The following is a 25,683-nucleotide window of genomic DNA, read 5'->3' as shown; positions in this document are numbered from 1 at the left end:
GCTGAAGGGCCTTCATGATGCATGGTGCGGACCTCTCCTTGGACGATCACCGTTCCGAGAACGATGATGTTTTCGCGGACGAGTTGCATGAAGAATGCGGCGTCTTCGGCATTCTCGGTCATCCCGACGCTTCGACGCTCACGGCCCTTGGCCTGCATGCCCTCCAGCATCGCGGCCAGGAAGCGGCAGGCATCGTTTCGTTCGACGGCCTTCGCTTTCATTCCGAGCGCCGCATGGGCCTCGTTGGCGATCACTACACCGATCCCGTCACACTGGCGAAGCTGCCCGGCACGATCGCCATGGGCCATGTGCGCTATTCCACCACCGGCGAAGTAGCGCTGCGCAACGTGCAGCCTTTGTTTGCCGAACTGGAAGTCGGCGGCATCGCGATCGCCCATAACGGCAATTTTACCAACGGCCTGACCTTGCGCCGTCAACTCATTGCCGGCGGCGCGATCTGCCAGTCGACCTCCGACACGGAAGTCGTGCTGCATCTCATCGCGCGCTCGCGCTACAAGTCCACCGGCGACCGCTTCATCGATGCCATCCGGCAGATGGAAGGCGGTTATTCCATGTTGGCGATCACGCGCACCAAGCTGATCGCCGCACGCGACCCCACCGGCATTCGCCCGCTCGTGATGGGCGAGCTCGACGGCAAGCCGATCTTTGCGTCCGAGACCTGCGCTCTCGACATCATCGGCGCCAAGTTCGTGCGCGATGTGGAAAATGGCGAAGTCATCATCTGCGAGATCCAGCCGGATGGTTCGATCTCGATCGACTCGCGCAAGGCCGGCAACGGCCAGCCGGAGCGTCTTTGCCTGTTCGAATATGTGTATTTCGCCCGTCCCGACTCAGTTGTCGGCGGGCGCAGCGTTTACGTTGCGCGCAAGAACATGGGCATCAACCTCGCCAAGGAAGCGCCGGTCGAGGCCGATGTCGTGGTGCCGGTGCCCGATGGCGGCACGCCGGCAGCGCTTGGCTTTGCGCAGGAAAGCGGCATCCCGTTCGAATACGGCATCATCCGCAATCATTATGTCGGCCGCACCTTCATCGAGCCGACGCAGCAGATCCGCGCCTTCGGCGTCAAGCTGAAGCACTCGGCCAATCGCGCGATGATCGAAGACAAGCGTGTCGTGCTGGTGGATGATTCGATCGTTCGCGGCACCACGTCGCTGAAGATCGTGCAAATGATTAGAGATGCCGGTGCACGTGAAGTGCATCTGCGTGTTGCGAGCCCGATGATCTATTATCCGGATTATTACGGCATCGACACGCCCGACCGCGAGAAGCTGCTCGCCAATCAGTATGACAGCCTCGAAGCCATGTGCCGCTATATCGGCGCCGACTCGCTCGAGTTCCTGTCGATCGACGGTCTGTATCGCGCCGTGGGTGGCGAGCCGCGCAACAATGCGCGCCCGCAGTTCACCGATCACTACTTCACCGGCGATTACCCGACCCGCCTCCTCGACAAGGATGGCGAGACCATGGGCAACAAGCTGTCGCTGCTTGCCAGCAACGGCTGATCCCTTCTCGTTTATGTAATCGCATCGGAAAGGCCGGCTCGAAGCCGGCCTTTTTCTTTGCTCAGGGCGTGACGAGCTTCAGGCCAACGATGCCGGCGACGATCAACCCGATGCAAACGATGCGCATCGCCTGAGCCGGTTCCCCGAACAGAACCACGCCGAGGATCGCCGTGCCGACCGTGCCGACACCGGTCCATATCGCATAAGCCGTGCCGAGCGGCAGGGTGCGCAGGGCGATGCCAAGCAGGCCAAGGCTGACGATCATCGACAGGAGTGTGAGGCCGGTGGGAACCAGGCGGGTGAAGCCTTCGGTGAACTTGAGGCCCACGGCCCAGCCCACTTCAAACAGGCCGGCAATGATGAGAATGATCCAGGCCATCGCCCGATCTCCTATGAGAGGCGATGAGGTCGTCCCCATCCATATCCTTTAAAAACCGGGTCGTCCCGACACGGTCCTACCTAGGCGACGATGATCCGCGCGACAAGGTCGCTTCACCTCGGGGTTCCTCGCGACCCGAAATCCCGCTATCAGCCTCTCAGTTTTCAACGATCCGAAGCTGGACTGAGCCCCATGAGCACTGCCCCTGATCTGACCGGACAAATCGCGCTGGTGACCGGCGCATCGCGCGGCATCGGCTATCACATCGCCAAGCAGATGGCGGCAGCCGGCGCGCATGTCATTGCCGTGGCGCGCACGGTGGGTGGCCTCGAAGACCTCGACGACGACATCAAGCAGGAACACCAGCGCACCGGCAAGGGCGAAGCCACGCTTGTGCCGCTCGATCTCGGCGACATGGCCGGCATCGATCGGCTCGGCGGCGCGATCTTCGAGCGCTGGAAGAAGCTCGACATCCTCGTTGCCAATGCCGGCGTTCTCGGCGTGATCGCACCGATCGGGCATGTCGAGGCCAAGGTGTTCGAAAAGGTCATGACGCTCAATGTCAACGCGACCTGGCGCTTGATCCGTTCGGTGGATCCGCTGCTGCGCCAAAGCGAAGCCGGCCGCGCGCTGCTTCTGTCTTCGGGCGCTGCCGCCAATCCGCGTGCCTACTGGGGCCCCTATGCCGCGTCCAAGGCAGCCGTCGAAGCGCTTGCCCGCAGCTGGGCGGATGAAACGAAGAACATGACCTTGCGTGTCAACGCGGTGGATCCTGGCGCCACGCGCACGGCGATGCGCGCGCAGGCTGTTCCCGGCGAAGATCCCGCAACCCTGCCGACCGCGAGCGAGGTTGCCGAGCGTATCGTGGCCATCTCAGGTACGGACCGCACCGAGACTGGCCAACTGTTCCATGTCCGCGACAACCGCTTCAAGACCTTCCGGCTGCCGGAATAGACCGTTTCGATGGCAGGCGCCTCAGAAACGCGGCGCCTGCTCGACGATCCCTGGCGATAGGCTGGGCTTGTTCATGACATCGCTCAACCCGAGATCTCGCGCCAGGTGCGGCGTCAGCTCGTCGCGATAAAGGCGGATCGGCCTCGCATGGCTCTGCGGCCGCTTCATCACCGCCATAAGGGCTGAAAACAACCGCGATAGCCGATAGATTCTGGTTCTTTCCGGAATCGCATGACCGCTTTCCATGATCTTTCTCCTGATCTGCTTCTTGCAGACAGGTGCGCCTTCAGCGTCTATTGATCCAATCGAACCTCGATCAGGATGCATAAGGAGCATTAATGGCTGAAGCGTCGGACCTTCCTCCGCTTGCCGCGCTCCGGGTGTTCGAAGCGGCCGCGCGGCTGTTGTCGTTCACGAAGGCGGCGCAGGAGCTCGGCATGACGCAAGCGGCCGTCAGCTACCAGATCAAGATCCTCGAAGAGCGCGTCGGAGCGCCCCTCTTCCTGCGCCAGCCGCGCCAGGTCGCGCTGACGGAGGTCGGCGCGCGCTTCAGTCCAACGGTAAGCGATGCATTCGAGCGTTTGCGGGACGCCTACAAGGATGCACGCGGAGAAAGCCGCTCCGTGCTCGCCGTGTCGAGCGCCGTCACCTTTGCCTCGAACTGGCTCGCCCCACGCCTCGGCCTGTTTCAGCTGGAGCATCCCCATATCGCAGTCAGGCTGGACACGGAGCCACGGAACCGTGATTTTTCGCGCGAACAGGTCGATGTCGGCATTCGCGGCGGCCACGGAAAGTGGCCGGGCCTCACCGCCCATCAATTAATGCCGATCACCTTCACCCCCATGCTCAGCCCGAAGCTTCTCGAGCGCACCGGGCCACTGACAGAACCGCGCGACCTGCTGCAGCTTCCGATCATCGACGCATCAGACCCGTGGTGGCCGCTGTGGCTCCGCAGTGTCGGCCTGCCGCCAGACAGCCTGGCCGAGCGGCCGCATCACGACTTGGGATCACAGGCGATCGTTGCCAATGCCGCCCTTGCCGGCAATGGGGTCGCCATGCTGACGCCGATGTTTTTCACAGACGCTTTACGCAGCGGAGCCTTGGTTCAACCGTTCGAGCATCTGGGTCTCGATGGTCAAAGCTACTGGCTCATCCACGCCGACACACGGCGCAACGTCCCGAAAATTCGCGCTTTTCGTGATTGGCTACTGGACCAGTTTAGTGTCAGACCTAACTAGTGCTTGCTCGCAAAAAGGCGCGAAAGCCGCGCTTTCGTTGCATTGCAGCAAGAGAATTTTATTGACTCAGCCGTCAAGCTTTGGACATTCGCCAAGGCGAGGCATTTGCTCAAAAGCCCAAAGGGGAGGTACAGGATGAAGCTGAAAACATTGATGCTCGGCGCGTGTTCGATGCTGGCGATCGCCGGCACCGCACAGGCTCAGTCGACCACGCTGACCATTGCGACCGTCAACAATGGCGACATGATCCGCATGCAGTCGCTGACGGAAGACTTCACCACCAAGAACCCGGACATCCAGTTGAACTGGGTGACGCTGGAAGAAAACGTCCTGCGCGAGCGCGTCACGACTGACGTCGCCACCAAGGGCGGCCAGTATGACGTCATGACCATCGGCAACTACGAAGTACCGATCTGGGCCAAGCAGGGCTGGCTCCTGCCGCTCGACAATCTCGGTGCCGATTACGACGTCGACGATCTGCTGCCTTCGATCCGCAGCGGCTTGGAAATGGACGGTAAGCTTTATGCTGCGCCCTTCTACGGCGAGTCTGCGATGCTTATGTATCGCACCGACCTGTTCGAGAAGGCCGGCATCACCATGCCGGAAGACCCGACCTGGGAGTTCATCGCCGACGCTGCGCGCAAGATCACCGATCGCGACGCCAATCTCAGCGGCATCTGCCTTCGCGGCAAGGCTGGCTGGGGCGAGAACATGGCGTTCCTCACCGCGCTCAACAATTCGTTCGGCGGCCGCTGGTTCGACGAGAACTGGAAGCCTCAGTTCGATCAGCCAGAGTGGAAGGAATCGCTGCAGTTCTACGTTAACCTGATGAAGGATGCCGGTCCGTCCGGTGCCTCTTCCAACGGCTTTAACGAGAACCTGACGCTGTTCCAGCAGGGCCAGTGCGGCATGTGGATGGACGCGACGGTTGCCGCTTCCTTCGTCGCCGATCCGAAGAACTCGACGGTTGCCGACAAGGTTGGCTACGCAATGTTCCCGTCCAAGGAAGGCGTAGACAACCATGGCAACTGGCTGTGGTCCTGGAACCTCGCCATTCCGGCCGGTTCGACCAAGGCTGACGCTGCGCAGAAGTTTATCTCCTGGGCGACCAGCAAGGGTTACACCGAGCTCGTTGCATCCAAGGAAAGCTGGGCTGCCGTTCCTCCCGGCACGCGCACCTCGCTCTACGAGAACGCGGAATACAAGAAGGAGCCGTTCGCTGAGCCGACCTTCAAGGCGATCCAGGCTGCCAACATCACGAAGCCGACTGTGAAGCCGGTTCCGTATATCGGCGGTCAGTGGGTTTCGATCCCCGAGTTCCAGAGCCTCGGCACGACCGTTGGCCAGCTGTTCTCGGCAGCCCTTGCCGGCCAGACCAGCGTTGATGATGCGCTGGCTCAGGCTCAGCAGGTCAGCACCCGTGAGATGACGCGCGGCGGCTACATCAAGTAAGCGCCTGTTCAAGGCTTGCGTTGCCGGAACCGCCTGGTTTCGGCAACCTTCATCGCCCGGCTTGTGTCGGGCGATTTTCTTGTGTCTGATAGATCAACTGTGCCGCCGTTGAAGCACAGACTGGGGAAACACAATGGCTACGAGACAGACCCGGACCCTCGCCCGCATCATGATGATGCCCTCGGTGCTTTTGCTGCTGGTCTGGATGATCGTGCCGCTGGGGATGACCCTGTGGTTCTCGTTCCAGAACTACAATCTCCTCAACCCGGCCAATGTCTCCTGGGCCGGCCTGTTCAACTACCAATATTTCTATAGCGATCCCGCCTTCTTCGAATCGATCTGGAACACGCTTCTGCTTGTGGGCGGCGTGTTGATGATCACCATCTTCGGCGGCATTGCGCTGGCGCTGCTGCTTGACCAGCCGATGTTCGGGCAAGGCCTTGTCCGTATTCTCGTGATCTCGCCGTTCTTCGTGATGCCGCCGGTTGCGGCGCTGATCTGGAAGAACATGATCATGCATCCCGGCTATGGCGTTCTCGCCGATATCTTTCAGTTCTTCGGCGCGCGGCCGATCGACTGGTTCGCGCAATATCCGCTCCTTTCGATCATCATCATCGTCGCCTGGCAGTGGTTGCCTTTCGCCACGCTGATTCTGCTGACCTCGTTGCAGTCGCTGGATGGCGAACAGAAGGAAGCCGCCGAAATGGACGGCGCCGGGCTCGTTGCACGTTTCTGGTATCTGACGCTGCCGCATATGGCGCGCGCGATCACCGTTGTGGTTTTGATCCAGACCATCTTCCTGCTTGGCGTTTATGCCGAAATCCTGGTCACCACCAATGGCGGCCCTGGCTATGCTTCTACCAACCTACCCTTCCTGATCTACCGCACGGCGCTTCTCGGCTATGATGTCGGCGGTGCTTCGGCTGGTGGCGTTATCGCAATCGTGCTCGCCAATATCGTCGCGCTGTTCATCATGCGCGCCGTCGGCAAGAACCTGGACCGCTGAGGAAACGATCATGGCTCGCACTGCCTCAACCGGACAGAAGATCGCCTGGACCGTGGTCGCCTGGGTGATCGCCCTCGTGATCTTCTTCCCGATCCTTTACACGATCATCACCAGCTTCAAGACGGAGCCGGAAGCCATTGCCGGCATCAGCCTGATCCCGTCGGGCACGTTCCAAAACTATATCGACGTGGAAACGCAACGCGATTATTTCCGGCCCTTCATGAACTCGGTGATCATTTCGCTGGGCTCGACGGTTCTGGCGCTGATCGTCGCCATCCCGGCCGCCTGGTCGATGGCGTTCTCGCCGACGCGCCGCACCAAGGACATCCTGATGTGGATGCTGTCCACCAAGATGATGCCAGCGGTAGCCGTTCTTGTGCCGATCTATCTTCTGTTCCGCGACTGGGGCCTGCTCGACAGCCGCATCGGCCTGACGCTCATGCTGACGCTGATCAACCTGCCGATCGTGGTGTGGATGCTCTACACTTATTTCCGCGAGATCCCGGGCGAGATCCTGGAAGCGTCGCGCATGGATGGCGCCTCGTTGTGGAACGAGATCGTTTATGTGCTGACGCCGATGGCAGTACCGGGTATCGCCTCGACGCTGCTCCTTAACATCATTCTCGCCTGGAACGAATCGTTCTGGACGATCCGCCTGACCACCACCAACGCCGCACCGCTGACGGCCTTCATCGCATCCTTCTCCAGCCCGCAAGGTCTGTTCTGGGCGAAGTTGTCGGCAGCATCCACCATGGCGATCGCGCCGATCCTGATCATGGGCTGGTTCTCCCAGCGCCAGCTGGTTCGCGGTCTCACCTTCGGTGCGGTAAAGTAAACATAGACAAGAGCCAGCGCGCCGATCAAAAGGCGCAGGCTTGAAGGGGAAGTTAATGGGTAAGATCAACCTCGAACACGTCTCGAAGTCCTTTGGGGTCACGAGCATCATCCCGGACATCAATCTCGAGATCGAAGACGGTGAGTTCGTCGTGTTCGTGGGTCCGTCGGGCTGCGGCAAGTCCACGCTTCTGCGCCTGATCGCCGGTCTGGAAGACGTGACCAGCGGCATGATCCGCATCGACGGGCGCGACATGACGCAGGAAGCGCCGGCCAAGCGCGGCCTGGCCATGGTGTTCCAGTCCTATGCGCTTTATCCGCATATGTCGGTCTACAACAACATCGCCTTTCCGCTGAAGATGGCGGGCGAAGACAAGACGCTGATCGACCGCAAGGTGAAGGACGCGGCCAAGGTCCTCAACCTCACCAACTATCTCGATCGTCGTCCAGGCCAGCTGTCCGGCGGTCAGCGCCAGCGCGTCGCCATCGGCCGCGCCATTGTGCGCCAGCCCTCTGCCTTCTTGTTCGACGAGCCGCTGTCCAATCTCGATGCGGCCCTGCGCGGCACGATGCGGCTGGAAATCAGCGAACTGCATCAGCAGCTCAAGACCACGATGATCTACGTCACCCACGACCAGGTCGAAGCCATGACCATGGCCGACAAGATCGTGGTGCTGAACGCCGGCAATATCGAGCAGGTCGGTTCGCCGCTCGATCTTTACCGCAGCCCGCGCAATCTGTTCGTGGCCGGCTTCATCGGAAGCCCGCGCATGAACCTGATGGGTGGTTCGGCAGCGGCGAAATACAACGCCGAGACCATCGGTGTGCGTCCCGAACATATGCTCGTTTCGCGCACGGAAGGTGAGTGGAAGGGCAAGGTCGGCGTAGCCGAGCATCTCGGCTCCGACACGTTCCTGCATGTTCACGCAGAAGGCATGAACCACGGCATCGACCACATCACCGTTCGTGCCGAGGGCGAAGCCGGACTGAACCCGGGCGACACGATCTACCTGACGCCGGATCCCCAGCGCATGCACCGCTTCGGCAAGGATGGCCTCGCGCTGTCATAATGCGGCGGCGCTTCCCGCGCCGTTTGCCATCATACGACCATCGCCTGAGGGCCACCTTGGCCTTCAGCGAAACCTGGATGAGCTGTTATGTCTGTGAAACTGTCTGCCGCCGCGCTGTCTGATCTGCCGGCCAAGGTCCCTGCCCCGCAATATGACCGTTCGGACCTGAAGGCGGGCATCCTGCATTTCGGCGTCGGCAACTTTCACCGCGCGCATCAGGCTGTTTACCTCGACGATCTGTTTGCCACCGGTGCCGATCACCATTGGGCGATCATCGGCGCCGGCGTACTGCCGTCCGAAGCCGCCATGCATGAAAAGCTCGGCGCACAGGATTGGCTGACCACGGTTGTGGAGCAGGACGAGGGCCATATGGAAGCCCGCGTCACCGGCGCCATGGTCGATTTCATCGCTCCGGGCGACACCGCGCGCATCCTTGCCACGCTGGCCGATCCCGCTATCCGCATCGTGTCGCTGACGATCACCGAAGGCGGCTATTTCATCGATGCGTCGTCGGGCAAGTTCAACCCGAAGCACCCGGCGATCGCCGCCGATGCCGCTTCGCCGGATGCGCCGAAGACCGTGTTCGGCCTGATTCTCGCCGGCCTGAAGCAGCGCCGCGACGCAGGCGCCGTTCCGTTCACCGTGATGTCCTGCGACAACATTCCACATAACGGCCACGTCACCTGCGACGCCGTTGCCGGTCTCGCTGAACTGTTCGACACCGATCTCGCAGCCTGGGTGCGCGAAACCGTGGCCTTCCCGAACAGCATGGTCGATCGCATCACGCCGGCAACCTCGGACCGCGAGCGCAAGCTCCTGCGCGACGACTTCGGCGTTGAAGACAATTGGCCGGTGTTCTGCGAGCCCTTCAGGCAGTGGGTTCTCGAAGACACGTTCACGGCCGGCCGCCCGGCGCTCGAGACCGTCGGCGTTCAGTTCGTCGAAGACGTTGCGCCCTTCGAGCTGATGAAGATCCGCATTCTCAATGGCGGCCATGCCACGATCGCATATCCCGCCGGCCTGCTCGACATCCATTTCGTGGATGAAGGCATGGCCGAGCCGCTGGTGAAGCGCTTCCTCGACAAGGTTGAACGCGACGAGATCATCCCGACCGTGCCGCCCGTGCCCGGCGTGGTGCTCGACGAGTATTACCAACTGATCGTGCGCCGCTTTTCCAACCCGAAGATCGGCGACACGATCCGCCGCCTGTGCCTCGACGGATCCAACCGCCAGCCGAAGTTCATCGTGCCGACCATTGCAGACCGCCTCAAGGCCGGTGCTTCGGTGGACGGCCTCGCGCTCGAATCAGCTTTGTGGTGCCGTTACTGCGAGGGCACGACCGACTCAGGCGCCGTAACCGAGCCGAACGATCCCTCCTGGGATCGCTTGCAGGAAACGGCAAAGGCTGCCAGAAACGATCCGTCGGCATGGCTTGCCATGAGCGACATCTATGGCGACGTCGCCAAGTCGGATGTGTTCGCAGCCGCTTTCGCCAAGAGCCTGAAGGCGCTGTGGGCCGATGGAACGCGCGCAACGGTCGAGCGCTATCTGGCCGGCCAGCACTAAGCGTGACGCAGGCTTCTCTCCCGGCTCATCCCGGCCTCGTCATCTTTGATTGTGACGGGGTTCTGGTGGATAGCGAGCCGATCTCGATCGGCGTTCTCGTTGATCACATCGCGCGCGCTGGCGGCGATGTGTCGACAGCGCTGGCCTATGACATCTTTCTTGGCCGCAGCATGGCGACGATCCGCCAGCTTCTGCGCGAGAGCCATGCGGTGGATTTCACCGAAGATCATATGGAAGCGATCCGGCAGGATATGCGGGCTCGCTTCAGAAGCGAGCTGCAGCCGATACCGGGCATTCGCGAGACGCTGCTTTCGTTGAAGCAGCCCTTCTGCGTGGCCTCCTCGAGCCAGCCCGACCGCATTCGCCTGTCGCTCACCGTCACCGGCCTGATCGATCAATTCGAACCGAACATCTTCAGCTCGACCATGGTGAAGCGCGGCAAGCCCTTCCCCGACCTCTTTCTGCATGCGGCAAGCCAGATGGGCGCCGAGCCGCGCGACTGCATCGTGGTGGAAGACAGCCCCGCCGGCATCCAAGCGGCGAAAAGCGCCGGCATGACGGTGCTTGGCTTTGCCGGTGGCGCGCATGCTGAACTCGGTGGATTGCTGAAAGCCTTTGAACAGCTTCAGCCGGACGCCGTGTTTACGGACATGCAGCAGTTGCCGGATCTGCTACAATCGATCAAGCCGCCGCACGCTCTTTGAAGCGGCGGCGCGCTGATCTTAGCGCAGCGCTTCCTTGGCGGCGCGCTTGCGATAGGCATGAACGCTGAGCGGCAGGAACACCGCATAGGCGACAGCCGAAACAACCAGCGTTTCCCAGGTGTAGCTGGTGAGAAACAGCACATAGGCCACCGCACCCAGCGTGAGCGGGATCACGGCGTCGCGGCCGATCCGCTGGCCCACCGTCTTGCCAGAATAGACCGGCAAGCGGCTGACGAGAAGCCAAGCCACGATCAGCGTGAACACGACGGCGGCAAGAGCGAAACCGCGGCTCGGCTCCATGCCGAGAAAACCGAGATAGATCGGCAGCATCACAAGCCCTGCCCCGGCCGGCGCAGGCACGCCGATGAAATAGGCGGTCTGCCAATTCGGACGTTTGGGATCGTCCAGCATGACGTTGAAGCGCGCGAGCCGCAGACCACACGCGATGGCGTAAAGCATCGCCGCGATCCAGCCGAAGGAACCCGCCTGATCGAGAAGATAGGCATAAAGCACCAAGGCCGGTGCCACGCCGAAGTTTACGATGTCGGCCAGCGAATCCATCTGCGCGCCGAAGTTCGATGTGGCCTTCAGCATACGCGCTGCGCGTCCGTCGATGCCATCGAGAAAGGCAGCGCCCAGCACCATCACCACAGCCACCTCGAAACGGCCCTCGAAGGCCAGTCGAACACCGGTCATGCCGGCGCAGATCGCCAGCAGAGTCAGCAGGTTTGGGATCAGCAGACGGATGGAGATGCGGCGCATGCCCGTTTCTTGCTCCGCATCGTTGTCGTCTTGGTTATGAACGGGATCCAGCATGATTGATCAGGCAATCCGCACGAGGGGCGTTGTCAAACCGCTGTCGAAATCCGCCAGCACCGTTTCGCCGGCAATCGCCGTCTGCCCAACAGCCACGCGCGGCGTGGCGTTGCCTGGAAGATAAACATCGAGGCGCGAGCCGAAGCGGATCAGGCCGAAGCGCTCGCCGGTCGAAATCTGGCTGCCCTCGTCGACCCAGCACAAGATGCGGCGTGCGACCAGCCCAGCGACCTGCACGCAAGCGATCGTGCCATGCGGGCTGTCGATCAATAGACCGTTGCGCTCGTTCTCGGCACTGGCCTTGTCGAGATCGGCATTCAGGAACTTGCCCGGACGATATTCGATCTTGGTGACGAGCCCGCGTACCGGCGCGCGGTTCACGTGACAGGAAAACACGTCCATGAATACGGAGATGCGGGTCATCTCCGCATTGCCCAGTCCGAGCTCGCGCGGCGGAACGGCTGGTCCAACGGCCGAAATGCGGCCGTCGGCGGGGCTGACGACCAGCCCGTCATCCACCGGCGTCACGCGCTGCGGATCGCGGAAGAAGTAGGTGCACCACGCTGTCAGCACGAGGCCGACGAAGAACAGCGGCGCCCAAAGAAAGCCGATGATGATGGTGACAACCGCGAAGCCGGCAATGAAGGGATAGCCTTCCTTGTGGATCGGGGTCAGCGTATTGCGGATAGTGTCCGCCAGGGTCATGCGCCAGGTTCCGTTAATCGCCTTTGTGATTAGCGGAAAGGGTTGCGCCTCGCAACGCAACCCATTGTCATCACTGTGTGTAAGCGCTCAGCTTTCAGTGAGCTGCGGCTGGCGGCGCGCCGCTTCTTCTTCCCGCTCTTCCGCTTCACGCGCAAGCCGCAGCCGCTCCTCGGCTTCGGTGGCTTCGCGCTGGCGCATCCACATCGAAGCATAAAGACCGTTTTCGGCGATCAGCTCGGCATGCGTGCCTCTTTCCGCGATCGTGCCGTCACGCAAAACGATGATCTGGTCTGCATTGATGACGGTGGACAGCCGGTGCGCGATCACGATCGTGGTGCGCCCGCGGCTGACGACATCCAGAGCCGCCTGGATCGACTGCTCCGTTTGCGTGTCCAGCGCCGAGGTCGCTTCGTCGAGGATCAGCAAGGGCGGCGCTTTCAGGATGGTGCGGGCAATCGCCACGCGCTGCTTTTCACCGCCCGAGAGCTTCAAGCCGCGTTCGCCGACCATGCTGTCGAAGCCTTCCGGCAAACGCTCGATGAAGTCCGCGATCTGCGCCTGCTCGGCCGCGTAGACGACCTCTTCCTTGGTCGCGTCGTTGCGGCCATAGCGGATGTTGTAGGCGATGGTGTCGTTGAACAGCACCGTGTCCTGCGGCACCATGCCGATCGCTGCACGCAAGCTTTCCTGCGTGACCTCGCGAACATCCTGACCATCCACGGTCACGCGGCCCTGTTGCACGTCATAGAAACGGAACAGAAGGCGCGAGATCGTCGACTTGCCCGCACCCGAAGGGCCGACGATTGCAACCGTCTTGCCGGCCGGCACTTCGAAGCTGACGCCTTTCAGGATCTGGCGATTGGCGTCATAGGCGAAATGCACATCCTCGAAGCGCACCGTGCCGTCGCTGATGGCGAGCGGTGCGGCGCCCGGTGCATCCGTCACTTCCTGTTTCATGTCGAGGAGACCGAACATCTGCTCGATATCGGTCACCGCTTGGCGGATTTCGCGATACACGAAGCCGATGAAGTTCAGCGGCACTGCCAACTGCATGAGGAGGGCGTTGACGAAAACGAAGTCGCCGATGGTTTGCGTGCCGTTCATCACTTCACGCGCCGACATCGCCATCACGATCGCCGTGCCCAGGCCGAAGATCAGGCCCTGGCCGAAGTTCAGCCAGCCAAGCGATGTCCAGGTCTTGGTGGCGGCATCTTCATAGCGCGCCATGGACCGATCGAAGCGCTGCGCTTCCATGCGCTCGTTGCCGAAATACTTCACGGTCTCGAAGTTCAGCAGCGAATCGATCGCCTTGGAATTGGCATCCGTATCCGAGTCGTTCATCTCGCGGCGAATGGCGATGCGCCAGTCACTCGCCTTCACCGTGAACCAGACATACAGCACCACCGTCGCGCTGATAACTGCGACGTAGCTCCAGCCATAAGACCAGGCGAACACGGCTGCCGTCAGAATGAATTCGAGAACGGTCGGCATCGAATTGAGGATCGTGAAGCGCACGATCGTTTCGATGCCCTTCGTGCCGCGTTCGATGACGCGCGACAAACCGCCCGTGCGGCGCTCCAGATGGAAGCGCAAGGACAGTTCGTGCATGTGCACGAAGGTGCGGTAGGCAAGCTGGCGCACCGCATGCTGGCCGACACGCGCAAACAAAGCGTCGCGCAGCTGGTTGAAGCCAAGCTGCACCAGACGCACTGCATTATAGGCGATTACCAGCATGACCGGCGCGACCAGCACGGCCGGCACCATCTGCGACACGGACAGCTGACCGTTCAGCGCGTCGGTGGCCCACTTGAAGAAGTATGGGACCAGGATCAGGATCAGCTTGGCGAGAACGAGAAAGAAGCTCGCCCAGATGACGCGCTGGCGCAGGTCCGGTCGGTTGGAAGGCCACATATAGGGCCAAAGATTGCCGAGCGTCCGGAACAGTGATCCGGAGTCGGCCGAAACAGTTTTGTCAGCCAAAAGAATTATCCGCAGAGTTCGTTCAAAGACGCCGCGCAAGCGCCGGAAAGGCAGGACAGGCTATCGGCCAGCCCCTTGAGCGCGGCAGTATCCAGTTTATAGCGCGAACGCTGGCCATCGGGTGAGGACATCACGAGACCGGCATCCACCAGAACCTTTAGATGTTGCGACACAGTCGATTGGGCAAGGTCCAGCCGACCAACAACATCCTTGCAGCAACAGGCCTCTTTTCGCGAAAGCTCACGCAGGATGCGCAAACGCGCGGGATGCGAAAGGGCCGACAGCCCCGCTGCAATCCGCTCGTCGTGTTCCCAATGTTGATCCGAGACACTGCTGTTCATCGTTTATCGTCGATAAACGATGAATGCACGACACACAAGGCTTGGGCTTGGGCTTGGGCTTGGATAAGCCAGATTAGTCCCGCGTCGTGGCCTGATCGCCGAGCTGCGTCATATCCGCCTTTTCACCTTCTTTGGTGCTGTCGGGCATATGAAAGACCTGCCCCGGCCAGATGCGATCCGGGTTCTGGATCTGATCCTGATTGGCGAGGTAGATCGTGGAATACCGAACGCCGCGCCCATAGGCGCGCTTCGAAATGCGCCACAGCGAGTCGCCACGACGGATGATGACGGCTCCCTTCGCAGCCTGCAAAGCCGGCGCGGTCGCTGCAACGGAAGCGGCCGCACTTTCATTCGCTGGCGCGGTTGGCGCAGCCGATGCCGCTGGGGGTTGTGTGGAAGCCGACGCTGTTGCGCTCGCATCCGCCCCCGCATCGTCCTGCTTCGGCGCAACCGCAGCCACGGCTTCACCGGCTTCGCGCTCGAACGGAACGGCGGCACGCTGTGTCACGGTCGCGCCATCGGCGCCGATCGCATCGATGCGGATCGTGTATTTGCCGACCGCCAGATCCCGCTTGGCTTCCACCAGGAACTGCCCGTCGGGCGACGCCTTGGCTTCACCGAGGAAGTCGTCATTGGCATAAGCGCGCAACCGGGTGCCCGGTGCACTGCGGCCGGCGACATAGATCATGCTGCCTTCAATCTCGACGGCTTCCACAGTGGGCGCAGCGCTCGTCTCAGCAGCTTGCGGCGCGGCGGCGGGTGCCTGCTTATCGGTGTTCACGGCAGCCGTTTGCTTGTTTGGAGCAGGCTCGGTTGTCGCAGCGGGAGCCTCCTCGTCTTGCGAAGGCGCAGCAGCCGTCTCGCTCGCCGACGCAGCCGCCTTGTTCGCGTCATCGGCGTGCGGCAGGCTGATCAAGCGGCTGGGCTGGCCGGGTTCCTGAACCATCGCCAGAACCTGACCCTTCTTGTCGCTCGGCACGGACACGATCGCCATTTCGGTGGACGAAGCCGATCCACCGCCGTCCTTGGCGCGCAATCCCAGCGTGTGGTCGCCGGCTGTCAAAGGTGTGTCGAGCGCAATGGCGAAGTCACCGTTCGGGCTGACCTTGGTTTGGCCGAGAACCATGTCGTCCGACACGATCTCGACATCGGCGCCCGGCTTGGCACGACCGGCGATCACGGTCGATCCATCGGACTCCACGCGCAGAATATCGAAGCTCGGGGTCACGCGACCACTGCGCGTCGACGTCGCCGCGTCCGCAGCAGGCTCGCCGACACTTGCTGTCGCTTCCTGCTGCGCGGTGGCAGCATCCGGCTCACCAGTGACAGAGGATGGGATGGCAGCCTCCGTTTGCGGCTGAGCAACCCGCTCGGGCTCTGGGGTAGCAGGCGTCGAGGCAGGTGCTGCCGCTATCGGCGCTGACGCGGTCTGCGGCTGATCCGGCTGGGTGTCGAAGGCACCGGTGCCATAGGCGATGAGGCCGCCCACGAGGAACAGCCCGATCAAGAACAAAACGACGCGTGCCGGTGTCACAGCCATCTCACAACCCCATGATGTTCAAGGCATTAGCCTGTTTTCACAGGCGTCACAAGAAAAAGGCAGCGTTGAACCTTGACGCCGGCTTGACGTGAACTACGCGCCGGGTGCACTTCGATTGCATGTCCTCGATTCATTCTGTCTGCGTTTATTGCGGCTCCTCGACCGGCCGCTCTCCCATCTACATTGAAAGCGGCCAGGCGCTTGGCACCGCTCTGGCGAAAGCCGGGCTGCGGCTGGTTTATGGCGGCGGCACACGCGGCATCATGGGCGCGGTTTCGGCTGCGGCCGTGGCAGCCGGCGGCAAGGTCACCGGCATCATTCCGAGTTTTCTTCTGTCGAAGGAAGCCAAGGATGGCGCGCCAAACGGGCTCGACGAGCTTCACGTCGTCGATACCATGCATGTGCGCAAGCATATGATGTTTGAGAAGTCGGACGCCTTCGTTGCCCTGCCGGGCGGCATCGGCACGGTCGAGGAAATTATCGAGATCATGACTTGGGGCCAGCTCGGGCAACACCGCAAGCCGATGATCTTTGCCAATATCGACGGCTTCTGGGAGCCGATGCGTACGCTGATCGACCATATGGCAGCCGAAGGCTTCATCCACAGCGCGCATCAGGTGCGCCCGATCTTCGTGGATACGATCGAAGACATCATCCCAGCCATCCTTTCAGCCGGCGACAGGGCGAAAGAAGGCGACGAGGCCGTTATCGAGAAGATGTAAGTCTCGGGCTTCGTGCCGGCATCAGGTCCGGCGTGACAGGAAGACGGATGCCGTAAATACCACCAGCGCCGCCCAAATAAACAGGAAGGCGATCAGCGTGGTGACGGTAAAGGGCTCGCGGAACCAGAACACTGCAATGAGGAAGACGAGGCTCGGCGCGATGTACTGCATCATGCCGATCGTCGAGAGCTTCAGCAGCTTTGCGCCGTTGGCGTAAAACAAAAGCGGCACCGCTGTTACGAGGCCGGATGCGGCCAGCAGCCACGCATTGATGTTGCCGGACCCGCCGAAGAAATGCGACTGCCCGCTCAAGCCGAGCCAGATCAGGTAAGCCATTGCTGGTACGCTGATCAGCAGAACTTCCAGGAAGAAGCCTTGGTTGGGTCCGATCGGCAGTGCCCTCTTGAACATCGCGTAGAAGCCCCAACTCACCGCTAGCGCCACCGATACCCAGGGCAGACCACCCCGCTCCCAGGCCAGGATCGAAACTGCGATCACGGCCAACGCGATCGCCACGATCTGCGCCCGGGTCAGCCGCTCGCCCAGGAACATCGCCGCCAGAAACACCGAGAATAGCGGGTTGATGTAATAGCCGAGCGCGGCCTCCACCGTACGCCCCGCAGCGATGGCCCAGACATAGATGCCCCAGTTGACCGAGATGATGGCGGCCGTCACCACGGCCATGCCAAGCATCCTCGGCGTGCGCAGTGCGAGAAGGAGGTCACTGCTTCGGCCGATCCACAACAGCGCCAAGGCCGCGATCGGCAGCGACCACAGCGCGCGATGCGCCACGACCTCGACCGCCGGAATATGGCCGACAGCCTTCATGTAAAGCGGCAGGAAGCCCCAAAGGAGGTAGGCGACGATCGCCAGGGCAAAACCTCGGCTGGAGGCTTCGCGCGCAGCAACGGGAGCAGGCTGGTCGGACATCACGCGGTCTACGAACCTGCCGCCCGGGTCAAAGGCAGCTCCGTTGTTGGTCGGCGCCGCATCAACAGCGAAGCCGTGTAGATGATCAGGGCAACCCAAATGAAGGCAAAGGCGATCGCGCGGTGCCAGCCAAAAGGTTCGCCGAACACGAAGATGGCGAGCAGGAACAAGCCGGTCGGCACGATATATTGCATGATGCCGATGGTGGTGATGCGCAGCAGCTTGGCCCCGAAGCCATAAAGCAGAAGCGGGATCGCCGTTGCCGGGCCGCAGACCAGCAGCCACAGCGTGTCGGACGCGCCGCCTGCCACGAAGTGCCCTTGGCCGGTCACAGCCAGCCAGATGACGTAAGGCAGCGCCGCAATCAGCAGGATCATCGTTTCCAGAAAGAAGCCCTGGCTCGGGCCGATCGGCAGCGTCTTGCGCAGGAAGCCATAGATCGCGAAGGACAAGGCCAGAAGCAGCGAAATCCAGGGAAGGCCGCCGGTCTCGATCGTCACCAACGCCACGCCGATCGCGGCCAGCGCAATGGCGCCGAGTTGCAGCCTATCGAGCTTTTCGCCCATGATCAGCGCGCCGATGGCAATCGTCACCAACGGGTTGATGTAATAGCCGAGCGCCGCTTCAACGGTGCGGTTCACGGAGATCGCCCAGACATAAACGCCCCAGTTAACGGTCACGGCCGCTGCCGTAACGGTCGCCATCAGCAGGGTTCTGGGCGAACGAAGGGCAGCCCGGATATCGGCCGTTCGCCCCAGCCAGAGTACCACGCCAGCAGCAATGGGAACGGACCAGATCACCCGATGCGCGATCACTTCAGCCGCGGGAATATGCGCCACGAGCTTCATCAACAGCGGGAACAGGCAACCCCAGATGAGGTAGGCCGTACCGGCATAGATGAAGCCGCGCGTTTCAGCAGCTGGTGCGGGCGTCGGGGATGATGGGACGTTGGTCATGGCTTCGCTATGCGCCGGAGCGTGCAGCGACGCCACAGATGCGCAGCTCTGGCCCAGCCGCTTGCCGTTTATGGCTCATTCAACTGAGACCAGTCCCGCCAGATCCCGGTTCTTCATCAGCTTGAAGGTGATCGAATCCATCAAGGCCTGGAAGGATGCGTCGATGACGTTGTCGGAAACGCCGACCGTGCGCCATCGAGCGCCATCCTTGTCCTGCGATTCGATCAGAACGCGCGTCACAGCTTCCGTGCCGCCGTTGAGGATGCGCACCTTGTAGTCCACCAGCTGCAGACCCTCGATCTCGTCCTGAAACTTGCCGAGATCCTTGCGCAAGGCGATATCGAGTGCATTCACCGGACCATTGCCTTCGGCGACCGACATCTTCTCTTCGCCGTCGATCATCACCTTCACGACGGCTTCCGACACGCTCTTCAACTGGCCGTTGGCGTCGAACCGCCGCTCAACCATGCAGCGAAAGCTGGTGACGGCGAAGAAATCCGGGACATGCCCGAGTTTCTGGCGCGCCAGAAGCTCGAAGCTCGCATCCGCGCCCTCATAGGCATAGCCTTGCGCTTCGCGGTCCTTTACCAGCGCCACCAGCGTATCGAGGCGCGCATCCTCGCGCCCGACAGCAATGCCGCGCCGCTTCAACTCGGCAATGAAATTTGCCTTGCCACCCTGATCCGAAACCATGACCCGGCGACGGTTGCCCACCGTTTCCGGCGGAACATGCTCGTAGGTTTCCGGCTCTTTCAGGAGCGCGGAAGCGTGAATACCGGCCTTGGTGGCAAAGGCTGACGAGCCGACATAAGGCGCCTGCTCGTCGGGTGCGCGGTTGAGCAGCGCGTCGAAGGAATGCGACAGGCGCGAAATGCCGGCCAGCGCATCTTCAGTGATGCCGAGTTCGAAACGCTCGGCAAAGGCCGGCTTCAGCATCAAAGTCGGGATCAGGCTTATCAGATCGGCATTGCCGCAGCGCTCGCCGATGCCGTTCAGCGTGCCCTGTATCTGCCGCGCACCGGCTTCCACGGCCGCCAGAGAGTTTGCGACCGCCTGCCCCGTATCGTCATGCGCGTGGATGCCGAGATGATTGCCCGGCACGCCCGCTTCGATCACCTTGCCGACGATATCCAGCACTTCCGAAGGCAGCGTGCCGCCATTGGTGTCGCAAAGAACGATCCAGCGCGCTCCGGCCTCATGAGCGGTTTTCGCGCAGGCCAGCGCGTAATCGGGATTGGCCTTGAAGCCGTCGAAGAAGTGCTCGCAATCCACCAGCGCTTCCTTGCCGGCCGCGATCGCTGCCTCGACCGAGGCCTTGATGGCATCAAGGTTCTCGTCATTGGTGCAGCCAAGCGCGACGCGCACATGATAGTCCCAGCTCTTCGCCACAAAGCAGATTGCATCGGCATCGGCCTGCGTCAGCGCCGCGAGGCCCGGATCGTTCGAGGCCGAAACGCCTGCGCGCTTGGTCATGCCGAAGGCGACGAACTTGGCTTGCTTGGTGCGCTTCTTCTCGAAAAACGCCGTGTCGGTCGGATTGGCGCCGGGATAGCCACCCTCGACATAATCCAGACCGAACCCGTCCAGCATGCCCGCGATCGCGATCTTGTCGTCCACGGAAAAGTCGACGCCCGGCGTTTGCTGGCCGTCGCGCAGCGTCGTGTCGAACAGGTAAAGGCGCTCTTTTCCGGTCATCGTCCCATCTCGTTGCGCGCGACGGAGTCTCTTGTTTGTTCGTCCTCGCACGCTTCGCTCCTGCGGGCGAACGGGCCGCACAGCGTCGTGTCAAACATGTAAAGGCGCTCCCGGCTCATGATCCGGACTTGCCGGCGAAGCGATCAGTTGCGCGGATCAGCTGATCGAGAATGCCCGGCTCCGAATAAGCGTGCCCCGCACCTTCGATGATATGGAGCTCCGAGCCCGGCCACGCCTTGTGCAGTTCCCAGGCGTAGCGCAGCGGGCACGGCATGTCGTAGCGGCCATGGATGATGACGCCCGGAATGCCCGCGAGCTTGCCCGCGTCACGGATCAGCTGGCCTTCTTCCAGCCAGCCGGCATGGGTGAAGTAGTGGTTCTCGATGCGCGCAAAAGCCAGCGCGAACTCGTCGCCGTCGTGCTGTGCGCTGAGCGCTGCGTCCGGCAGTAGCGTGATCGTTTCGCCTTCCCACAGGCTCCAGGCTTTGGCGGCCGCGATCTGCTCGGCGCGGTCATCACCCACCAGTCGCTTGCGATAGGCGGCCATCAGGTCGCCGCGCTCGGCTTCGGGAATGGGCGCGATGAAGCGTTCCCACTTGTCCGGGAACATCTCGGACACGCCAAACTGATAATACCAGCTGAGCTCCGCCTTCGTCAGCGTATAGATGCCGCGCAGCACCAGCGCGCTCACGCGGTCGGGATGCGTTTGCGCATAAGACAGCGCCAGGGTCGAACCCCAGGAGCCCCCGAACACCAGCCATTGCTCCACGCCGACCATCTCGCGCAGCTTTTCGATGTCGGCCACCAGATCCCAGGTCGTGTTGTTGTCGAGCGACGCATGCGGCTCCGAACGCCCGGCACCGCGCTGTTCGAACAGAAGCACGTCGTAAAGCGTGGGATCAAACAAGCGGCGGTGGCTCGGCGACAGCGTCGAGCCGGGACCGCCATGCAGAAACACGGCAGGCTTCGCGCCCGGCGTGCCGGAGCGTTCCCAATAGATGCGGTGCCCGTCGCCGACTTCGAGGTGCCCGGAGGCATATGGTTCGATGGCCGGATACAACTGGCTCAAGGGCTGGGTCATTGTTTCGGCTCCACAGGCCAGTGTTTGGTGTCGTGATCGGGATGCTGATACGAGCGGATGTCGGTCAGGAACGGAGCGCTTGCCAGATCATCTTCCGTGCTGCATCCCGGCAGCTCATGCAGCGCGTCGACATAAGGCAGCTTGTTTTCGATACCCCACTGGACCGACGGCTTAATCGTTCCGGGATGGTCGAAAGCACCAATGGCAAGCGCCAAGCCGTCAGCCGCTTCATAGGTGAGCGGCGTGCCGCAATCGCCGCAAAAGCCGCGTTGAACATGGTTGGACGACTGGAAGTGCTTCGGCGCGCCACGCATCCAACGTAATGTGCCATCCTTCACGCTCACTAAGGGCCCGTAGAAGCCGCCGAACGCCTTCTGGCACATGCGGCAATGGCAGATGGACGCATCACCGAGCGCGCCTTCCACACGAAAGCGGATCGCGCCGCACTGGCAGCCGCCGGTATGAACCGGCTTGTCGTCCGAGCTCATCGCTTGACCTCCCAGGTCGTGATGCGCTCGCCCGTTTCGGGATCCTTGCCGTCCTTGAGCTGAATGCCCTTGGCGAGCAGTTCGTCGCGGATCGTGTCGGCTTCAGCCCAGTTCTTGGCGGCGATAAGAGCGAGACGGCGCTGGACGAACTCCGCAATATCTCCACTATCGCCTTCATCCTTGCGCACGGGATCGATGCCGAGCAGATGCAACGAAGCGAGTGCGGCTGCGGCCTGCCCGTCATTGATCAGAGCATGGACTCGCACGAAGGCTTCGTTGAGATTGAGGTCGTCAGCCAGGGCTTCAAGCACGACGCTGTCCGGCGCATCCGCCGGCTCTGCATCCTTGGCCAGCCGTTCCCAGCGTTCGATTTCGCGCAACGCTTCTTCCAGCTTCGCGACCGTGAAGTCGATCGGCTCGCGATAGTTGGTCTTGAGCATCGCCAACCGCAGCACCTCGCCCGGCCACTTCCGCCCCCCGAACTTCTCCGTATGCAGCAGATCGTGGATCGTCACGAAGTTGCCTTCGGACTTCGACATCTTGCGGCCTTCGACCTGCACGAAGCCGTTATGCATCCAGACATTGGCCATGACATCGCGGCCATGGGCGCAGCAGGATTGGGCGATCTCGTTTTCATGATGCGGGAAGATCAGGTCGAGGCCGCCGCCATGAATATCGAACACCTCGCCGAGATAGGCTGACGACATGGCCGAGCACTCGATGTGCCAGCCCGGCCGACCGCGGATCACCAGCGGCGTTTGATCCACGGTGAAATGTGCATCCCAGCCGGGCTCTTCGGCCGATGACGCCTTCCACAACACGAAGTCGCCGGGGTTCTTTTTGTGTGCATCAACCGCGATGCGCGCGCCGGCCTGTTGTTCGTCGAGCGGACGGCGCGACAGCTTGCCGTAGTCCTGCATCGACGCCGTGTCGAAAAGGATTTCGCCATTGATCGCATAGGCATGGCCGCGATCGATGAGAGACTGAATCAGCGTGACCATGTCTGTCTTGCCGTCCTCGCGCGGCAGCACGAACTCGGTGGCCCGCGGTTGATGGCTCGGCTCGAGGCAGCCGAGTGCGGCAACGTCCTGGCCGAACTGGTCGGCGGTTTTCTCGGTGACCTTGCGGATCGCCTCGTTCAACGGCAGGTCGGGATAATCGCGCAGGGCACGCGCGTTGATCTTGTCGTCCACATCCGTGATGTTTCTGACATAAGTGACATGCTCCGCGCCGTAGATGTGGCGCAGCAGGCGATACAACACGTCGAACACGATCACCGGCCGGGCATTGCCGATATGGGCAAAGTCATAAACGGTCGGCCCGCAGACATACATGCGCACATTGTTCGCATCGATGGGCGTGAACACGTCCTTCGAGCGGGTGAGCGTGTTGGTGAGCCTGAGCTGCGTGTCAGCCATATCGTGTTCCTTCCCCTCGCAATCGGCCGAGCGCCGACCTGCCTGCTGGCCGGGGCGTTTGTCTCGTCTTGATGGAAGAAGGCGAAAACGACCGGACCAGCGAAGCGCTAGCCGATAATGCAAATCCCGATGGATGCGAAAGCCGTTTTCATGATCGGGTTTATGCCGCCTGCCCCGGCGAAAAGCAAGATGATGCGCGCCCTCTGCGTGTCTCCTTCGCAACAGCAATCATGCATAGCGATTTCAGTAGATCAGCCGGCGGCAACGCATAGGACTTTATTAAACATAGAAGCAAAGAGTTACCGGGAGGAAGTGACGGAACCCAATCGCCCGACACGCTTTGGTCCTAATCGGCCAGCATCGGTCGGTGCCACGACCATCATCCGTTGGAGGTATCAAGATGCCGCAAATCAAGTCTGCTCCCGCCGCGCAAGCGCATATCCGTCATGACGTCGAACTCAGCGACCAATATCGCCAGATCGGATCCGCCGCGATCCTCGGCGCCCTCGCAGCCAAGATGAAGCAGACGCAGGCTGAGAGCGACATCACCCAAAAGCGCGCTCGTCAGGCAGCCTGAGGTTCAGAACAGGCGAAGCTGATCCTGGTCTTCGTTCTTCTTTTTCGGTTTTGGCTGCGGCGCCACGACTGGATCCTCGACCCGCTCGATCAGGTCCGGACCGAGATTGGCGACCTTGTTGACGCGATCCGATACCGGGATCGCTTCAAAGAAGTCCGGCTGAACCGGTCTCAGGAGGTCCACCACATCGCGCGGCTCCTGCGTGAGGCAATCGAGCCAGCGCGCGAAATCCTCTCGCCTGATCACCACCGGCATCCGGTCATGAATATCGGCCAGCGCCGTATTGGCTGAGGTCGTCAGGATCGCGGCCGTATCGATCTCCGAGCCACCCGGCTCGCTGAAGCTTTCCATCAAACCGGCAAACGCGATCAGCCCACCGCCTTTGGGACGGATAAAGAAGGGCTGCCTCGTCTTGCCCTCGCGCCGCCATTCATAAAAGCCGGTTGTCGGCACAAGCACGCGGCGATGGCGCAGAGCCGTCTTGAACGCCGCCTTCTCGCCAACCGTTTCCGCCCGCGCGTTGATCATCAGCGGCATGTCGGCCGGGTTCTTCGCCCAGGATGGAATCAGCCCCCAACGCACCAGAACCGCCTGCCGGTCGGGCAGATTGGAACCGGGCTCACGCGACGGCGCTGACACGACGACAAGCACGGGTTGCGTCGGCGCGATGTTGTAGCGCTCCGGAAACGGATCGAGATCGATCACGGAAAAGACGTCCTCGACCGCGCCGGGCGTCGTGATCAGTGTAAAGCGTCCGCACATGCGCTCGGGTTTTCCTCGTGTATATCTGGCTTGAAGTGCCGGCCGCGTTTGACTTGATTTCCCATCCCTAGATAGTCGCTTCCCATGGCGAATGCACCGATTCCCGCAGTGTCCGTCGCTTTGCGCGACAAGAACCACTTCCTGCTCGTGAAGCGTGGGCGTGCGCCGAGCAAGGACTACTGGGCCTTTCCCGGCGGGCGCGTCGAACCGGGCGAAACGCTCGACGAAGCCGTGCGACGCGAGCTTGCCGAAGAAACAGGACTGGTGGCGCAAGATTACCGCATCCTGCGCATGATCCCGCTATCGGGCGAATGGGGCTCCTTCGACCTTCACATCTTCAGCGCGGTTGTTTGCGGAAACACGAATGCGGTCGCCGCCGATGATGCTGCCGATGCCGGCTGGTTCGACGTGAACGACATGGCGACCATGCAGGTCACGCCGTCCACCATCGAGATCGCCGAAGAGATTTTGCGTGCCTCGCCTTCAAGCGACCACGTTGAGACGTCACGGTCGCCGCGATGATCCGCAGCACCCTTCCCGTTCTTCTGCTTGCCGCAACGCTTGGCGCCGCCTCACCGGTCCGCGCGGCCGAAGCACCGTTCGAGCCGTCCTTGTTGCGCTTGTCGGAAGTTCTGGGCTCGCTGCATTACCTCGACACGCTGTGCAAGCAAGACGGTCCGCAATGGCGCGGCTTGATGGAAAAGCTGGTTGCCGCCGAAGCCCAGGACGAAGCCCGCAAGGCGCGGTTTATCGCCAGCTTCAATCGCGGCTACCGCTCGTTCGCCAGCGTTTACACGACCTGCACCGCTTCCGCGAAGACCGCTCTCCAGCGCTATCGCAATGAAGGGCAGGAACTCGCAAGTCAGACTGCCGCACGTTTCGGCAATTAAGACACAGTTTACTTTTTAACCATCTCGCCAGATGACGACTCGGCGGACTGTGCTAA

The 25,683-nt window shown here is 61.7% G+C and carries 27 protein-coding genes; 13 read left to right on the top strand and 14 right to left on the bottom strand.

Going from position 1 to position 25,683, the window contains the following annotated elements; translation table 11 throughout:
• Positions 1-17: 17 nt before the first annotated feature.
• Complete coding sequence (gene purF / locus JYU29_RS04670) at positions 18-1,523, top strand: amidophosphoribosyltransferase (RefSeq protein WP_431192838.1); 1,506 nt, start codon at positions 18-20, stop codon at positions 1,521-1,523.
• A gap of 61 nt (positions 1,524-1,584) precedes the next feature.
• Here purF and sugE read toward each other — a convergent pair whose 3' ends face one another.
• Positions 1,585-1,902 (bottom strand): quaternary ammonium compound efflux SMR transporter SugE, encoded by a 318-nt coding sequence (sugE, locus tag JYU29_RS04665; RefSeq protein ID WP_213983563.1) that lies wholly within the window; start codon positions 1,900-1,902, stop codon positions 1,585-1,587.
• Between the two features lie 192 nt (positions 1,903-2,094).
• Between sugE and JYU29_RS04660 the strand changes: the two genes are divergently transcribed.
• Complete coding sequence (locus JYU29_RS04660; protein ID WP_213983562.1) at positions 2,095-2,856, top strand: SDR family NAD(P)-dependent oxidoreductase; 762 nt, start codon at positions 2,095-2,097, stop codon at positions 2,854-2,856.
• A gap of 21 nt (positions 2,857-2,877) precedes the next feature.
• Here the strand turns inward: JYU29_RS04660 and JYU29_RS04655 are convergent, their stop codons facing one another.
• A complete protein-coding gene (locus JYU29_RS04655; protein WP_213983561.1) occupies positions 2,878-3,102 on the bottom strand; it encodes a hypothetical protein in 225 nt (74 codons plus the stop codon).
• 92 nt (positions 3,103-3,194) lie between these two features.
• On the opposite strand from JYU29_RS04655, the gene JYU29_RS04650 reads away from it, so the two are divergent.
• The 7 genes from JYU29_RS04650 (at position 3,195) to JYU29_RS04620 (ending at position 10,726) form a co-directional block, all read left to right on the top strand.
• Complete coding sequence (locus JYU29_RS04650; RefSeq protein WP_213983560.1) at positions 3,195-4,094, top strand: LysR substrate-binding domain-containing protein; 900 nt, start codon at positions 3,195-3,197, stop codon at positions 4,092-4,094.
• Between the two features lie 135 nt (positions 4,095-4,229).
• Complete coding sequence (locus tag JYU29_RS04645; RefSeq protein WP_213983559.1) at positions 4,230-5,546, top strand: ABC transporter substrate-binding protein; 1,317 nt, start codon at positions 4,230-4,232, stop codon at positions 5,544-5,546.
• Between the two features lie 133 nt (positions 5,547-5,679).
• The gene (locus tag JYU29_RS04640; RefSeq protein ID WP_213983558.1) at positions 5,680-6,552 is read left to right on the top strand and encodes a carbohydrate ABC transporter permease; all 873 of its coding nucleotides are present in this window, start codon (positions 5,680-5,682) and stop codon (positions 6,550-6,552) included.
• A gap of 10 nt (positions 6,553-6,562) precedes the next feature.
• Positions 6,563-7,387 (top strand): carbohydrate ABC transporter permease, encoded by an 825-nt coding sequence (locus JYU29_RS04635; protein ID WP_213983557.1) that lies wholly within the window; start codon positions 6,563-6,565, stop codon positions 7,385-7,387.
• A gap of 55 nt (positions 7,388-7,442) precedes the next feature.
• Positions 7,443-8,456, top strand: a complete 1,014-nt coding sequence (locus tag JYU29_RS04630) for an ABC transporter ATP-binding protein (RefSeq protein WP_213983556.1) — start codon at positions 7,443-7,445, stop codon at positions 8,454-8,456.
• Between the two features lie 87 nt (positions 8,457-8,543).
• Complete coding sequence (locus JYU29_RS04625; RefSeq protein WP_213983555.1) at positions 8,544-10,022, top strand: mannitol dehydrogenase family protein; 1,479 nt, start codon at positions 8,544-8,546, stop codon at positions 10,020-10,022.
• A gap of 2 nt (positions 10,023-10,024) precedes the next feature.
• Complete coding sequence (locus JYU29_RS04620; RefSeq protein ID WP_213983554.1) at positions 10,025-10,726, top strand: HAD family hydrolase; 702 nt, start codon at positions 10,025-10,027, stop codon at positions 10,724-10,726.
• 18 nt (positions 10,727-10,744) lie between these two features.
• Here the strand turns inward: JYU29_RS04620 and JYU29_RS04615 are convergent, their stop codons facing one another.
• The 5 genes from JYU29_RS04615 to JYU29_RS04595 form a co-directional block, all read right to left on the bottom strand.
• A complete protein-coding gene (locus tag JYU29_RS04615) occupies positions 10,745-11,542 on the bottom strand; it encodes a CDP-alcohol phosphatidyltransferase family protein (RefSeq protein ID WP_213983553.1) in 798 nt (265 codons plus the stop codon).
• Positions 11,543-11,548: 6 nt separating this feature from the next.
• Positions 11,549-12,247 carry a phosphatidylserine decarboxylase gene (locus tag JYU29_RS04610; protein ID WP_213983552.1) on the bottom strand — a complete coding sequence of 233 codons (699 nt, stop codon included), beginning with the start codon at positions 12,245-12,247 and terminating at the stop codon, positions 11,549-11,551.
• 87 nt (positions 12,248-12,334) lie between these two features.
• Positions 12,335-14,227, bottom strand: coding sequence for an ABCB family ABC transporter ATP-binding protein/permease (locus tag JYU29_RS04605; RefSeq protein WP_213983551.1), 1,893 nt, complete (start codon positions 14,225-14,227; stop codon positions 12,335-12,337).
• A 5-nt stretch (positions 14,228-14,232) separates the two neighbouring features.
• Positions 14,233-14,568, bottom strand: coding sequence for an ArsR/SmtB family transcription factor (locus tag JYU29_RS04600; protein ID WP_213983550.1), 336 nt, complete (start codon positions 14,566-14,568; stop codon positions 14,233-14,235).
• A gap of 73 nt (positions 14,569-14,641) precedes the next feature.
• Positions 14,642-16,108, bottom strand: coding sequence for an Ig-like domain-containing protein (locus tag JYU29_RS04595; RefSeq protein ID WP_213983549.1), 1,467 nt, complete (start codon positions 16,106-16,108; stop codon positions 14,642-14,644).
• Between the two features lie 119 nt (positions 16,109-16,227).
• On the opposite strand from JYU29_RS04595, the gene JYU29_RS04590 reads away from it, so the two are divergent.
• Complete coding sequence (locus JYU29_RS04590) at positions 16,228-16,830, top strand: LOG family protein (protein WP_213983548.1); 603 nt, start codon at positions 16,228-16,230, stop codon at positions 16,828-16,830.
• Positions 16,831-16,851: 21 nt separating this feature from the next.
• Here JYU29_RS04590 and rarD (JYU29_RS04585) read toward each other — a convergent pair whose 3' ends face one another.
• From rarD (JYU29_RS04585) to cysS, 6 genes are all read right to left on the bottom strand, one after another.
• Entirely contained in the window at positions 16,852-17,760 is a 909-nt protein-coding gene (gene rarD / locus JYU29_RS04585) for an EamA family transporter RarD (RefSeq protein WP_213983547.1), read from the bottom strand.
• Positions 17,761-17,768: 8 nt separating this feature from the next.
• Entirely contained in the window at positions 17,769-18,716 is a 948-nt protein-coding gene (rarD, locus tag JYU29_RS04580) for an EamA family transporter RarD (RefSeq protein WP_213983546.1), read from the bottom strand.
• A 75-nt stretch (positions 18,717-18,791) separates the two neighbouring features.
• Positions 18,792-20,411 (bottom strand): citramalate synthase, encoded by a 1,620-nt coding sequence (cimA, locus tag JYU29_RS04575; protein ID WP_213983545.1) that lies wholly within the window; start codon positions 20,409-20,411, stop codon positions 18,792-18,794.
• 115 nt (positions 20,412-20,526) lie between these two features.
• Positions 20,527-21,492 (bottom strand): prolyl aminopeptidase, encoded by a 966-nt coding sequence (gene pip / locus JYU29_RS04570; protein WP_213983544.1) that lies wholly within the window; start codon positions 21,490-21,492, stop codon positions 20,527-20,529.
• Complete coding sequence (locus JYU29_RS04565; RefSeq protein ID WP_213983543.1) at positions 21,489-21,980, bottom strand: GFA family protein; 492 nt, start codon at positions 21,978-21,980, stop codon at positions 21,489-21,491. Before JYU29_RS04565 ends, pip begins: the two co-directional genes overlap by 4 nt.
• Positions 21,977-23,398 (bottom strand): cysteine--tRNA ligase, encoded by a 1,422-nt coding sequence (gene cysS / locus JYU29_RS04560; protein ID WP_213983542.1) that lies wholly within the window; start codon positions 23,396-23,398, stop codon positions 21,977-21,979. Before cysS ends, JYU29_RS04565 begins: the two co-directional genes overlap by 4 nt.
• A gap of 400 nt (positions 23,399-23,798) precedes the next feature.
• On the opposite strand from cysS, the gene JYU29_RS04555 reads away from it, so the two are divergent.
• Positions 23,799-23,975 carry a transcriptional regulator gene (locus JYU29_RS04555; RefSeq protein WP_213983541.1) on the top strand — a complete coding sequence of 59 codons (177 nt, stop codon included), beginning with the start codon at positions 23,799-23,801 and terminating at the stop codon, positions 23,973-23,975.
• Positions 23,976-23,978: 3 nt separating this feature from the next.
• On the opposite strand, the gene JYU29_RS04550 is transcribed toward JYU29_RS04555, so the two are convergent.
• Positions 23,979-24,737 carry an SOS response-associated peptidase gene (locus JYU29_RS04550; protein ID WP_213983540.1) on the bottom strand — a complete coding sequence of 253 codons (759 nt, stop codon included), beginning with the start codon at positions 24,735-24,737 and terminating at the stop codon, positions 23,979-23,981.
• Positions 24,738-24,821: 84 nt separating this feature from the next.
• On the opposite strand from JYU29_RS04550, the gene JYU29_RS04545 reads away from it, so the two are divergent.
• Entirely contained in the window at positions 24,822-25,259 is a 438-nt protein-coding gene (locus tag JYU29_RS04545; RefSeq protein ID WP_213983539.1) for an NUDIX domain-containing protein, read from the top strand.
• Entirely contained in the window at positions 25,256-25,627 is a 372-nt protein-coding gene (locus JYU29_RS04540; protein WP_213983538.1) for a TIGR02301 family protein, read from the top strand. Before JYU29_RS04545 ends, JYU29_RS04540 begins: the two co-directional genes overlap by 4 nt.
• Positions 25,628-25,683 lie beyond the last annotated feature (56 nt).

The sequence above is a fragment of the Tianweitania aestuarii genome, from assembly GCF_018457165.1.
GTDB lineage: Bacteria > Pseudomonadota > Alphaproteobacteria > Rhizobiales > Rhizobiaceae > Tianweitania > Tianweitania aestuarii.
Note: the sequence above shows the minus strand (reverse complement) of the source record. Positions and strands in the feature narration are given on the sequence as shown.